Source organism: Nonomuraea sp. bgisy101, from assembly GCF_057708945.1.
On record NZ_JBYITD010000006.1, the window covers coordinates 365,673 to 379,167 of the forward strand.

The 13,495-nt window shown below is 72.4% G+C and carries 7 protein-coding genes; 3 read left to right on the forward strand and 4 right to left on the reverse strand.

The features are described 5' to 3' along the window. The first annotated feature begins 216 nt into the window (after window positions 1-216). Window positions 217-3,672: an ATP-dependent helicase gene (locus tag AC3EO4_RS14490; RefSeq protein ID WP_431896030.1), complete on the forward strand. Its 3,456-nt coding sequence runs from the start codon at window positions 217-219 to the stop codon at window positions 3,670-3,672. After that, a complete protein-coding gene (locus AC3EO4_RS14495; protein WP_431895957.1) occupies window positions 3,666-6,947 on the forward strand; it encodes an ATP-dependent helicase in 3,282 nt (1,093 codons plus the stop codon). The genes AC3EO4_RS14490 and AC3EO4_RS14495 overlap by 7 nt, the downstream gene beginning before the upstream one ends. Window positions 6,948-6,964: 17 nt before the next feature. Here the strand turns inward: AC3EO4_RS14495 and AC3EO4_RS14500 are convergent, their stop codons facing one another. From AC3EO4_RS14500 to AC3EO4_RS14515, 4 genes are read right to left on the reverse strand one after another with little or no spacing between them, the layout of a single operon-like run. After that, on the reverse strand, window positions 6,965-8,020 hold the full coding sequence (locus tag AC3EO4_RS14500) for a type III PLP-dependent enzyme domain-containing protein (protein WP_379583357.1): 1,056 nt from the start codon (window positions 8,018-8,020) through the stop codon (window positions 6,965-6,967). Then, entirely contained in the window at window positions 8,017-9,540 is a 1,524-nt protein-coding gene (locus AC3EO4_RS14505) for an IucA/IucC family protein (RefSeq protein ID WP_431895959.1), read from the reverse strand. The genes AC3EO4_RS14500 and AC3EO4_RS14505 overlap by 4 nt, the downstream gene beginning before the upstream one ends. Before the next feature lie 2 nt (window positions 9,541-9,542). Further along, complete coding sequence (locus tag AC3EO4_RS14510; RefSeq protein WP_431895961.1) at window positions 9,543-11,033, reverse strand: IucA/IucC family protein; 1,491 nt, start codon at window positions 11,031-11,033, stop codon at window positions 9,543-9,545. Next, a complete protein-coding gene (locus tag AC3EO4_RS14515) occupies window positions 11,030-12,139 on the reverse strand; it encodes an ATP-grasp domain-containing protein (RefSeq protein WP_431895963.1) in 1,110 nt (369 codons plus the stop codon). The genes AC3EO4_RS14510 and AC3EO4_RS14515 overlap by 4 nt, the downstream gene beginning before the upstream one ends. Window positions 12,140-12,495: 356 nt before the next feature. Here AC3EO4_RS14515 and nudC point away from each other — a divergent pair, with 356 nt between their 5' ends. Continuing rightward, a complete protein-coding gene (gene nudC / locus AC3EO4_RS14520; RefSeq protein ID WP_431895965.1) occupies window positions 12,496-13,470 on the forward strand; it encodes an NAD(+) diphosphatase in 975 nt (324 codons plus the stop codon). Window positions 13,471-13,495 lie beyond the last annotated feature (25 nt).

Sequence of the window (13,495 nt, forward strand, 5' to 3'; positions counted from 1 at the left end):
TGGGCGCCGGGAGCGGTGACACGGGGCGCGGCCGTTCCCGGCAAAACCCGCCCTTTTCCCGCGAAATGATCACGAAAGTAGGCGTGTCGGAAAACAGGTGAGGCGATTTCCCCCGGTACGGTGGGCGGATCGCGTGGGGAGACCGGTCAAGTCGGCACGATCTACCCCTGTGGTCTGGTGGAATCTAGTGCTGTGAGTTCTCAGACCTGGCGGTTGGTGCGACGAGGGGGCGGTGGGCCTGTTGCGGCCCCTGCGCTCGACCGTGACCAGCGGGCCGTGGTCGAGCATCCAGGCGGTCCGCTGCTCGTTCTCGCGGGCCCCGGCACCGGCAAGACCACCACGATCGTCGAGGCCGTCGTCGATCGCGTCGAGCGGCGCGGGGTCGATCCCGAACGCGTCCTCATCCTCACCTTCAGCCGCAAGGCCGCCGAGGAGCTGCGCCAGCGGGTGACCGCCCGCATGCGGCGCACCACCCGCACGCCGCTCGCCCTCACCTTCCACAGCTACGCCTACGCGCTGCTGCGCCGCGAGGCCGTCCTCGAAGGCAAGGAGCCGCCGCGCCTGCTCACCGGACCCGAGCAACTCCTGGAGATCCGCCGCCTGCTCCACGGCGAGCTGGAGGACGGCGCACCCCTGTGGCCCGAATCGTTGCGCGAGGCGCTGAAGACCCGCGGCTTCGCCGAGGAACTGCGCGACTTCCTGGCCCGCGCGGGCGAGCGCGGCCTCGACGCGGCACGCCTGGTCGAGCTGGGCAGGCAGTACGGCAGGGCGGACTGGGCCGCCGCCGGACGCTTCTCCCAGCGCTACCAGGAACGGTTCGACCTCGACCCCGAGCTGTCGCTCGACTACGCCGAACTGATCAGGGCGGCGGCCGCGCTGCTGGCCGACCCTTCGGTGCGGCATCGCGAACGGTCGGCCTACGACGTGGTGTTCGTCGACGAGTACCAGGACACCGATCCCGCGCAGGAACACCTCCTGCGGCACCTCGCGGGCGACGGACGCGACCTCGTCGCCGTCGGCGACCCCGACCAGTCGATCTACGGCTTCCGCGGGGCCGACGTGCAGGGCATCCTCCGCTTCCCCGAACGCTTCCGCGACCGCGCCGGGCGTCCTGCGCGTGTCGTGGCCCTCCACGTCTCCCGCCGCAGCGGCCGCGACCTGCTGACCGCTTCCCGCCGCGTCGCCGCCCGCCTCCCCGCCGCCCCCGTCCCCGCCGCCGACCCGTGGTCCAACCCCGACGCGGCGGCCGTTCGGCAGGGGGAGGGGACGAAGGCGTGGGAGATGCCGGACCGGCGTCAGGCGCGCGGGCACCGCGATCTCGTCGCCCCCGAGGACGCCGACCCCGGGCAGGTCCGGGTGCTCCTGGCCGACAGCGTCAGCCAGGAGGCCGCCGTGGTCGCCGACACCCTGCGCAGGGCCCATCTCATCGACGGCCTCCCGTGGCATCGGATGGCGGTCCTGGTGCGCTCGGCCACACGGCAGGTGCCGCTGCTCAGGCGGGCGCTGGTGAGCGCAGGGGTTCCGACCATGGTGGCGGGGGACGAGGTGCCGCTGGCCCAGGAGCCGGGCGTCCGGCCCATCCTCACCACCCTCCGCGTCGCCCTCGACCCGCGGGCGCTCGACGAGGCGGTGGCGGAGGAGCTGCTGACGGGGCCGTTCGGCGGCACGGACATGCTGGGGGTCCGCAGGCTCAGGCGCGCCCTCAAGATCGCCGAGAACGAGGTCGCCCAACTCGCCACGGATGTGAGCGATCCGGCTCACCCGGCCGAGGCCGACGAGTCCACCGAGGTGGCCGATCCGGCTCACCCGGCCGAGGCTGACGAGTCCACCGAGGTGAACGACCCCGCGCAGCTCGCCGTACCGGACGACCCCGCCGAGGAGCGCGGACCGGACGATCCCGTCGATCGCGCTTCCACTGCCGCCCTCGGTGACCCCCTCGGCGAGGCGACCGCCGTCGGCCCCGCGCTGCCGCGTTCGTCGGGGGAGATCCTCATCGCCGCGCTCAAGGACGCCAGAGAGCTGGTGAGGATCGAGCCGCACATCGCCGTCCCCGCCGAGCGCGTCGCCAAGCTCATCCGGACCGCCCGCGAAGCCGTACAGGCCGGTGGGACGGCGGAGGACGTGATCTGGGCGGTGTGGCAGGCCAGCGGTCTGGCCGAGCGGTGGACGGACGTCAGCCTCGCGGGCGGCGCCAGGGGTGCGCAGGCCGACAGGGATCTCGACGCGGTGGTCGCCCTCTTCGACTACGCCGCCAGGTTCGTGGACAGGATGCCGAAGGCGGGCCCCGAGGTGTTCCTGGAGGACCTGTCGTCGCAGGAGATCCCGGGCGACACGCTCGCCGAGCGGGCGCCGGACGGCGACGCGGTCAGGGTCCTCACGGCCCACAGGTCCAAGGGCCTGGAGTGGGATCTCGTCATCGTCGCGGGCGTCCAGGAGGGCGTGTGGCCCGACATCCGGCTGAAGGGCTCGCTGCTGGGGATCGACGAGCTGGTGGAGCTGGCCGAGGGCGCGCCGCTCGACTCGACGGACGCGACGGCCGCGGCGCTGGCCGCCAAGCAGCTGGCCGAGGAGCGGCGCCTGTTCTACGTGGCCGCGACCAGGGCGAGGCGGAAGCTGGTGGTCACCGCGGTGGGTGGGGAGGACGCCGATGAGCGTCCTTCGCGGTTCCTGTCGGAGCTGATGCCGGGCGCGGTGGAGGAGGCGACGGTCGACGACCACGCCAGGTGGCTGAATCTCGCGGCCCTCGTCGCCGACCTGCGCAGTGTGGTGACGGACGCCTCGCGGCCTGAGAGCATGCGCAGGAAGGCGGCACGGCATCTGGCCCGGCTGGCCAGGCAGGGCGTGCAGGGCGCGCATCCCAGCGAGTGGTACGCGCTCACGCCCATCTCCGACGACCGCCCGTTGAGCTGGCCGGACGGCATCGTGCGGATCTCGCCTTCGGCGGTGGAGAGCTTCACCAAGTGCGGGCTGCGCTGGCTGCTGGAGACGGCGGTGGGCGCGGCGGGCACCAGTTCGGCGCAGGGTCTCGGCACCGTCGTCCACGCGCTGGCCGTTCTCGCCACCGAGGATCTGGCCAGCGAGGAGCTGCTGGGCAAACGGCTCGACGACATCTGGACCGAGCTCGACTTCGGCGGGGTCTGGTTCAACCGCAAGCAGCGCAGGACCGCCGAGCAGATGATCGCCAGGTTCATGGAGTGGCAACGGCGCAACGGCAGGACCGTCGTCGCGACCGAGGAGTCGTTCGTGGCGATGGTCTCGGACGGTGTGCAGATCAAGGGCAGGGTCGACAGGGTGGAGATGGACGAGGAGGGCAGGGCGTTCATCATCGACCTCAAGACGGGCAGTTCCAAGCCGAAGCCCGAGGAGCTCGACAGGCATCCGCAGCTCGGCGTCTACCAGCTGGCGGTGCTGCTCGACGCCTTCAAGCGGCACGGGCTGGCCGAGCCGGGCGGCGCCGCGCTGGTCCAGGTCGGCAAGGCGGCGGGCAAGGACGCCAAGGAGCAGGCGCAGGCGCCACTCGACAGGAACGACAACTGGGCCAGGGACATGGTCGACACCGTGGCTCTCGGCATGTCGGGACCGTTCTTCCAGGCGAAGGTCAACGACGGCTGCCGCACGTGCGCGGCGAAGGGAAGCTGTCCCGTCAACGACAACGGGGGGCAGGTGTGCTGAGCCCCGTCGAGCTGGCGGACAAGCTGGGCATCCTGCCGCCGACGTCCGAGCAGGCCACGGTCATCGAGGCGCCGCTGGAGCCGATGGTCGTCATGGCGGGCGCGGGCTCGGGCAAGAGCGAGACCATGGCGGGCCGCGTCGTCTGGCTGGTGGCCAACGGCCTGGTCAAACCCGAGCGCGTGCTCGGGCTCACCTTCACCCGCAAGGCGGCCGCCGAGCTGGCCCACCGCGTGAGGGAACGGCTGAACGGCCTGGCCGAGGCGGGGCTGATGCCCGTCCAGTTGCTGGACAACGAGCCGACGGTCTCGACATACCACGCGTACGCCGCCCGCCTGGTGACCGATCACGCCGTGCGGGAGGCGCTCGAACCGACCATGCGCCTGGTCACCCCGGCCGTCTCGTGGCAGCTCGCCTCCCGGGTGGTCGCCATGTACGACGGGCCGATGGACAAGATCGAGCTGGGTCCTCCCTCGGTCACCGCCGCCGTGCTGGAGCTGGCGGGCGAGATGTCGGAGCATCTCCGCTCGGGCGGGGACGTCAGGCGGATGGGGGAGTGGCTGCGCGAGAGGCGGGCCGACGCCTCCACCGTGCGCCAGCGCAAGCCGATCAGCGTGCATGACGCCCGCGAGCAGCTCCTTCCCCTGGTCGAGGCCTACGAGCGGCTCAAGCGCGGCCGCGAGGTCATCGACTACGGCGACCAGATGTCGCTGGCGGCGCGTATCGCCGCCAACCATCCGGACGTGGGCCGCATCGAGCGTTCCCGTTACTCGGTGGTGCTGCTCGACGAGTACCAGGACACCAGTCACGCCCAGCTCGTCCTGCTCAGGAGCCTGTACGGCAACGGCCATCCCGTCACCGCCGTCGGCGACCCCTGCCAGTCCATCTACGGCTGGCGTGGCGCCTCGTCGGGCAACCTGCGGCGCTTCGTCGCCGACTTCCCCACGGCCAAGGGCGACCCCGCGCCCGTCAGGCAGCTCAGCGTCAGCTTCCGCAACGGCGACCGCGTCCTCGACGTGGCCGCCCGCGTCCAGCTCCCGCTGCGCATGGAGGCCCGTGAGGTGCCCGTGCTCGTGCCGGGCCCCAACCGCGTGGACAGGGGCCGGGTGACGTGCGCCTTCCACGAGACCGCCGAGGACGAGGCGCGATGGGTGGCCGGGCAGGTGAGGCAGGCGCTCGACCACGAGGGCGCCCCCGACGGCCTGCCGTGGGGCGCGGGCGAGCGCAAGAAGGCACCGGCCGCGACGTCACAGGCCGCTCAGTCGCGCATCCAGCCTCAGGACATCGCGGTGCTCGCCCGGAAGCGGTCGCAGTTCCCCGCGCTGCGGCGGGCGCTCGAAGAGCGCGACATCCCCGTCGAGGTGGTCGGTCTCGGCGGGCTGCTGACCGTGCCGGAGGTCAGCGACCTCGTGGCCACGCTCAGGGTCCTGTACGACGCGAGCGCGGGCGACGCGCTCGCCCGGCTGCTGGCGGGCCCGCGCTGGCGGATCGGCCCCGCCGACCTGCGGCAGCTCGGCGAGTTCGCCAGGGAGCTGAACCGGGAGCTGCGCGTGGGCGCCGAACGCGTCGCCGACCCGCTGGACCAGGCGGTCGCCGACCTGGCCGAGGAGCGCGGCAGCCTGGTCGACGCGCTGGACGAGCTGCCGGACAGGGAGGAGTGGCTCGACGCGTTCTCGCCGCTGGCCAGGACGAGGATGGTCGCGCTCGCCCAGGAGCTGCGCCATCTGCGAGCCCACACGCACCAGCCGCTGCCCGACCTGATCACCGAGGCGGAGCGCCGCATGGGCCTCGACATCGAGGTCGCCGCCCGATCCGGTACGGCAGGCGCCGTCGCGGCCCGGGCCGACCTGGACGCCTTCCTCGACGCCGCCTCCCGTTTCGCCGGCGACTCCGAGGATCCGACGCTCGGCGCGTTCCTCGCCTACCTGGAGGCGGCCGAGAGCGAGGAGTTCGGTCTGGAGGCGGGCAGGGTCGGCGAGAGCAACAGCGTGAAGCTCATGACCGTGCACGCCTCCAAGGGCCTGGAGTGGCCGATCGTCGTCGTGCCGGGTCTGTCGCAGCTGACGAGCAGGAACGGCATCACGAAGGGCAGCATCTTCCCCTCCACGCCCGTCACGAACAGCCGGTGGACGGAGAACCCGCGCAAGCTGCCCTATCCGTTGCGCGGCGACGCCGCCGACCTGCCCAGGCTGACCGGGCTGACCAAGGACGAGCTGGACGCCTTCGACGAGCGCTGCCGCGAGCGGGACCTCATGGAGGAGCGCCGCCTGGCGTACGTGGCCGTCACGCGCGCGCACTACCACCTGATCGCCTCCGGCTACCGGTGGGGGAGCGCGTCCAAGCCGCTGCAGCCGTCCGACTTCCTGCTGGAGATCAGGGACACCTGCGGCAGGGTCGCCTTCTGGGCGCCGGAACCGCAGGAGGGCGCCACCAACCCGCTGCTCGCCGAGCCCGCCGAGGCCGTCTGGCCGCTCACTCCCGGAGGGGTCCGCCAGCGGGCCGTCGAGGAGGGCGCCGACCTGGTCCTTCAGGCGCTGATGGAGTCGGTCGACGACGAGGACGGCGCGGCGGAGGAGTTCAGCGAGAGCGACGCGGAGCGGATGCGGGCCTGGGAGCGCGACACCGACCTGCTGCTGCGCGAACGCGCCACCAGCGGACGCCGTTCGCGGACCGTCGAGCTGCCCACCAAGCTGACCGTGTCCTCCCTGGTCACGCTCGCCACCGACCCCCGCGCCCTGGCCCGCAGGATCCGTCGCCCCGTCCCCACCCAGCCGGCGCCGCTGGCCCGCAGGGGCACCTCCTTCCACAAGTGGCTGGAGTCCCGCTGGGGACAGCAGCGGCTCATCGACGACTTCGAGCTGCCCGGCGCGTACGACGAGCCGGAGGAGCCCGACACGCGGCTGGCGGAGCTCCAGGAGCGCTTCGAGGAGAGCGAGTGGGCGGGCAGGGAGCCGCTCGACCTGGAGGTCCCGTTCGAGACGATGATCGCCGACCGGCTGGTGCGCGGCAGGATGGACGCCGTCTTCGAGCGGGAGGACGGCTCCTACGAGGTGGTCGACTGGAAGACCGGCCGCCCGCCGTCGGGGAAGGCGGCCCGTGGCGCGGCCGTGCAGCTGGCCGCCTACCGGCTGGCCTGGTCGCACCTGGCGGGCGTGCCGCTGGAGCGGGTGGGCGCGGCCTTCCACTACGTCCGGTTCAACAGGACCGTCCGCCCCGTCGACCTGCTGGACGCCGACGGCCTGGTCGCCCTGATCGAGGCGATTCCCACCCGCCGCTGATCCACTCCCGCGAGCCCTCAGGTGAGGTAGTGGAACCCCGGTTTCGGGTGCATCAGGAAGTCGTGGTGGGAGATGTTCCACGCGTAGGCCCCCGCCATCCCGAACACCACCGTGTCACCCACCCTGATCGACGTCCGCACGCCGCAGGCCAGCACGTCCTTGGGCGTGCACAGCTGACCCACGACCGTCACGGGCGTGTCCTCCACACCGGGCCCCGTCCCCGTCGGCAGGACGGTGAACGGCTGGGAGTGGCCCTTCGTCGCGGGGGTCCGCAGGTGGTGGGTGCCGCCGTGCACGATCGCGAACGCCTCCCCGTGCACCCGCCGTACGTCGATCACCCTGGTCACGTACGACCCGCAGTACACGGTCAGCGCCCGCCCCGGCTCGATCCTGACCACCTGGCCAGGGCGGCGCAGCGCGTCCAGCCCCGCCCCGTAGGCCGCCCAGTCGAAGCGTGAGCCAGGCGAGGTGTAGGAGACGGCCATGCCGCCGCCCACGTTGACCTCCTCGTCGTGCTGCGCCATGACGACCGAGGCCAGCTCCAGCAGCGCGGGCGCGTCCAGCCCGCTGGCCAGGTGGGCGTGGACGCCGCGCAGCCGTACCGTGTCGGTGAACAGCGGCAGGCACGCGGCCAGGCCGTCGGCGTCCATGCCGAACGGGCCGCTCATGGTCAGCGCCGCCCCCGTGGTCTCCAGACGCAGGTTCAGCCTGAGCAGCACGTCCGCCGATACCCCCGAACCGATCAGCCTCCGCAGCTCGAACGGCGACTCGACGTGCACGCGGTGCGCGGGCAGCCGCAGCTCGGCGTCCGTCTTGCCGGGCCCGCCGACCGCCAGCCGCGCCTTCGGCAGGACGGCGCTGACGTGCGCGTGCTCGCCCGCAGACGAGACCTCGAAGCCGTCCACGTGGGCGTCGAGGACCCGCAGCAGCGCGGGGTCGGGATTGGCCTTGACCGCGTAGTAGAGCTCGATGCCGGGAAGGGCGGCCCGTACGGCGGCGGCGTGCGCGTCGAGCCCCGCCAGGTCGTAGACGAAGGCGGGGGCCTCCAGCGCCGGAGCGACCTCGAAGATCATGCGAACGGGTTCGCGATCGGCACGTACCCCGCGCTCCTGTCGTTGCCCCTGGCCCACCTGACGGTCAGGTTGGCCTTGGCGGGCAGCGGGGCGCCGGCCAGCAGGTTCGACAGCGGGAGCGGCCGGCCCGAGGCGTCGCCGTACTCGGCGAGGATGTCCCTGGCCACCGCCCACAGCTCGCGCAGCGCCGCCTCGGACAGGGCCAGTGTGGCGGCGATCTCGGTGAGGTGGTTGACCATCAGGCAGTAGACGACGCGAGCCCAGCCCCTGGAGGCGTCGTAGGTGAGCGCCTCCGCGACCCTCGGGTGCAGCCCCGACAGGTCGTGGCCGACGAGCTTGGTGCCCTCCAGGTCCCTGAAGATCGCTTCGACGGGGCGGCCCTCCTGGTCGAGGCAGACCAGGACGTTCTGCAGGTGGGGTTCGAGGACGACGCCGTGGGTGAAGAACGCGTCGAGGACCGGCAGCGCGACCGCCCTCACGTAGCCGGCCCACCAGGAGAGCGGGTCGGCGGGCGGGGCCGCGCAGGCCAGCGCGCCCGCCAGCACGGGCGTCAGACCGGGCGAGCACACCGACCACGGGCCGGCCCGCACGATCACGCCCAGTCCCTCCAGCAGTCTGGTGTCCAGCGCCGCCGACCGGTAGCCGGGCTCCGGCAGCCAGCGCGTGCCGGGGAACCTCAGGGCGAGCTGGTCGAAGACCGGCGTGAGCCGCTCGGTCAGCGCGACCGCGCCCGACAGCTCGTACCAGGCGTTCTTCCGCACGCAGTTGGTGATCCGCACGTCGAGGCTGAACTTCAGGCAGTTCCCGCTCACCGGGTCGTAGACCGTTCGCACCGAGGAGGTGGGGGCGACGAGCGGGCCCGGGCCCAGGTCGATCAGCCGGTCGTCGAAGGCGGGCCTGATCAGGTCGAGCTGCCACGGGTGGGCGGGCAGCAGCGCGTAGCCGGGCGGCGCGATCCCCGCCAGGTCGAGGGCGGAGGCGTCGCCCTCCTGCGCCAGCACGTCCTCGCGCACGCCCAGCAGCCGCAGCGGGAAGGAGGCGTGGGCCTCGGGCGCGTAGCGCAGCCAGTCGTCTCCGCCGCGCGCCTTGGGCGAGGGGTGGAACGGGTGGCCGAGGACGAGCGCCTGTTCCGAGGCGAGCCACGGATCGTTCGGCGGCAGCGCGCAGGAGCGGGCCCGCAGGATCGCCGCCAGCGCGTCCCTGCTGGCCGCCACCTGCTCCGCGAACTCGGGGTTGTGCCCGTCGAGCTCGGCCTCGGCCAGCTTGACCAGCGCGTCGGCCGTCAGCGGCACCCACGCGCCGAACTCCAGGCGTTCCACCTGCCCCTCGAACCGCAGCGCGGCGCCGCCGGCCGTGCGCGCCCTGATGAGGGTGTCGGCCACCGTCAGCAGCAGGTACGGCGAAGCGTGCCACACGTGCCCTCGCGGTCCCGCCACCTCCCGCACGCAGCAGCGCAGCAGCGCCGACAGCGTGGCCTCCTCGGCGATCGCCGCGGGCGGGTCGAGGACCAGGCTCTCCATGATCAAGCGCTCCTCAGCAGGGAAAGGACCCGCAGGTAGTTGGGCCCGCTGGTGCCGTAGAACTTGTTGACGTCGCGCGCGCCCGAACGCTCCTTGGCCACCAGTGTCCCCGCGGTGATCATCGACTTGCCGGTCAGCCTGACCGCGTCGAGGGTGCGGGCGCGCAGCAGCCTGGCCATGGGGTCGTCGCCGTGCTCGGCCAGCGCCTCCTCCAGACACGAGCGCACCAGCGCGGCAGCGCGGTCGGCCGGCAGCGCGCCGAAGGCGATGGAGGCGGCGGCCAGATGCAGGGTGATGGTCACGAACACGTCGGCGAGCGCGTGCGGGTCGTCGGTGAGCATCCGTTCGTCGGCGAAGGACGGTGGTGCCACGCCCGCGGCGGCCAGCCTGGCAGGGGAGGCGAGCAGGCCGTCGTTGTCCTTGACGAGCAGCTTGAGATCGCCGCTCGTCAGCACGATCGCGAGGTTCTGCTGATGGGCCTCGAGGGCCACGCCGTACCGGACGAACAGCCGCACGTTCCAGCCCAGCAGCGTCGTGAGGTAGCGGGTGAGCAGGGACTCCACGTCGCCGAGCTCGTCGCGCACCTCGGGGACGTTCAGCGCGGCGACGGGGATGATCCTGCCCTCGGGCAGGCGGCGCAGCATCCAGCCGAGGTACTCGTGCCCCGCGTGGGCGTAGGTCTGCTCGTCGGCGAGCAGGATGCCGGGGTCCGCCAGCCCGCGCAGCAGCCGTTCGGCCGCGGCTCCGTCGGCGAGCGTCGACGGTTTGATCGAGCGGCGGTTGCGGCGGCCGAGCGTGCTGGTGGGCAGCGGCAGCTTCAGCTGCGTGCGGGCGTCGAGCTGGACCGTCCGCATGGACAGCGTGGGCCTGACCGTGATCGGCGGCCCGTCGTCGGTGATGCGGGCCTGCGGTGGCAGCGCGCCCACGGTCAGCGGGTGGACGGGCAGCAGCACCGCGCCGTCCTGTTCTCGCGCCCAGTGCGTGGCCTCGCCCGTCACGTGCTCGCGCGGCACCCACGCCCACCGCAGGTCGAACGAGGGCGCGAACTCGGGGGCGTAGGCGAGCAGCTCGTCGTCCGACAGTCCGGCCCGCGCCCGCGCCGTCGGGTAGACGGGGTGGTCGACGAAGGCGGCGAGCGACTCGTAGTCGGCCAGCTGCCTGCCCGTGATGCGGGGCCGGTGCTCGTCGTGCAGTTCGAGCGCGTGCAGGGCCTCCACGCACTCCTCGAAGAAGGCGGCCACCCCCTCCGCGTCCTCCGGGGCGGCGATCTCCTGCAGCGTGTTCAGTACCTGTTCGAGGCCGAGCAGCTCGTCGTCGGCGACGACGAAGTCCTGGAAGAGCAGGCCGGGAGCCAGCCGTACGCGCCTGCCGTCGGCCAGCAGCAGCGCCACGCCCTCCTTGCTCCTGGTGACGCGCTTGGCCAGGTCGCCGTAGTCCTCCCGCAGCAGCGCGTCGAGAACCCTCCTGGCCAGGTACGGCTCGCGCGGTCTCACGCGATCACCCACGGGTGCCGTCTCATGAACGATCCGACGGCCTCCTCGACCCTCTCCGCCGAGGGCCCGACCGCTCTGATCACGCCCAGGTAGTCGCGGTTGGTGTGGGTGAGCTCCACCCTGTCGCCCACGCTTCTGAGCGGCCTGTGCCACAACCCGTCCCCTTCGTACGCGGGCGGCGCCTCCACGACCACGCCCGATCTGTCGGCCACCACACTCACCGCGCACCCGTGTCCGGTGGCGGAGGGAACCTCAGGAGCCGGCTCGCCCATGTGCACCCGCAGGATCCACTCGAACAGCGGCACGCCGAGGAGGTCGGCCAGGAGGAAGTCGCAGTGATCGCCGATGACGCGGTAGTTCACCTCGACGATTCTGGGCCCCTTGCCGGTGACCACGTACTCGGTGTGGCAGGCCCCGAAGCCGACGCCCAGCGCGGTCAGCGCTCGCAGCACGTGCGGTTCGGGGTCGGGCGCCCAGTCCAGCCGCTCCTCGACGAAGTACGGCAGCGGTCCCAGCGTGGTCTCGAATCCGCCCAGCACCCGTGTCGTGGCGCCGTCGCCGAGCGTCTCCAGCGTGCGCAGCGGCCCCTCCAGGTACTCCTCCACGACCAGCGGCCGGTCCCGCAGCCCGGCGATCGCCTTCTCCAGGTCGCGCTCGACCAGCATGACGTCCTCGCTGGCCACCCCTTCACGCGGCTTCACCACCACCGGGTACGGCACGCGGCCCGGCACGGGGTCGCCGGGGGCCAGCCGTACGGACCAGACCCGCTCCACCCCGGCCTCGGCCAGCCGCCTGCGGGTGAGCGACTTGTTCTTGGCCGCCAGGCAGGCCCGCCAGTCCTTGCCGGGCAGGCCGAAGTACTCCGCCGCCAGCGCCGTCTCCACCTGCAGGTGGTCGGAGTTGGAGAAGATCACGTCAGGCCGGTGGTGGTGAGCGATGGTGTCGATCACCGCACGCGGATCCCACACGTCGCACGCGATCGCGTCGGGGTGCTGTCGCGGCCGGTCGGTGAGGATCGTGACGTCGCAGCCCATGGCGCGGGCCGCGGGCAGGAAACCGCCGGTCACCGAGTCGGTCGGTTTGGCAGCGATCACGTACAGCCGCAACGCGTGACACCCCCGGGGCTCAGGTAAGGCTAACCTAACTCGGCAGAATCCTAGCGCGGTGGAGATCATCCTGCGGCACGGACAGCGTAATCACCCGATATGAGAGTCCTCTCATGCCCGGCCGTCTTCTGCGGCCTGCGCCGCCATATAGATGTACGGCCCGACAGGCCGCCCGAACTCCGGCTGATCACCTGTGGCGGCGGCGTCGATGAGCGCAGACACGGCTACCGCGACAACCTGGTGGTCTACGCTGCCTGACAGCGGGCCCCTGACGTTCACCGTCCGGGGCCCTGCGTCCTGCTGCGGTCAAAGGACCGTCATAAGATGACATCTGACCTTCGGGGAGGAAGTGGCGCGTGGAGACGACGGCCGAAGAGCAGTTGCTGGGGCCCTTGCTACTCGCGCGTGGCACGATCGACAGGTCGGCGCTCCTGCGCGGCGACCCGGACTGGATCGCCAGGGCGTGGGCGGACCCCGCGAGCAGGGTGCTGATCGTCAGCGACGGCCACACACTGGTCAGGCGCACGGGCGACCAGGTCGAGGCCGTCCTGTACACCACGGAGGAGGCTCCCGAGGGGGAGCGCTACCTGCTCGGCGTCGAGAACGACGTCGCCTACTTCGCGGTCGCCGCGCCGCTGCCCGGGTTCGCCACGGCCGACACCAACGGCCGCGTCGTCGCGCCGCTGAACCTGAACGAGACCCCTGAGGGTGAGCCGTTCCCCGCCGGCCTGCGCCAGGGTGGAGCGCTCCTGGGCGACCGCGACGCGGGCCTGCTCGTCTACGCCGTCGCCCTGGAGGCCTGGCACACCACCCACGAGTTCTGCCCGCGGTGCGGCAGCCGTACGAGAGTCGAGGCGGGCGGGCACATCCGCGTCTGCCCCGAGGACCGCAGCCAGCACTTCCCCAGGGTGGACCCCGCGGTCATCATGCTGGTCCGCGACGAGCTCGACCGCTGCCTGCTGGCCCGCGGGCCCCAGTGGCCCGAAGGCAGGCTGTCGATCCTGGCCGGGTTCGTGGAGCCGGGGGAGTCGCTGGAGCACGCGGTCATCCGCGAAGTGGCCGAGGAGGTGGGCGTCACCGTCGTCAACCCCCGCTACCTGGGCAGCCAGCCGTGGCCCTTTCCGCGCAGCCTCATGCTGGGCTTCTTCGCCCACGCCACGACCACCGAGCTCGTCTGCGACGCCGACGAGATCGCCGAGGCCCGCTGGTTCACGCGCGCGGAGCTGCTGGCCGCACTGGAGAGCGGCGAGGTACGGCTCCCGCCGCCCGTCTCCATCGCCCGCCGCCTGATCGAGACCTGGTACGGCGGCCACCTGTCCGGCGACTGGTGACCCGGCGGGGCCCCGCCCGTCCGAA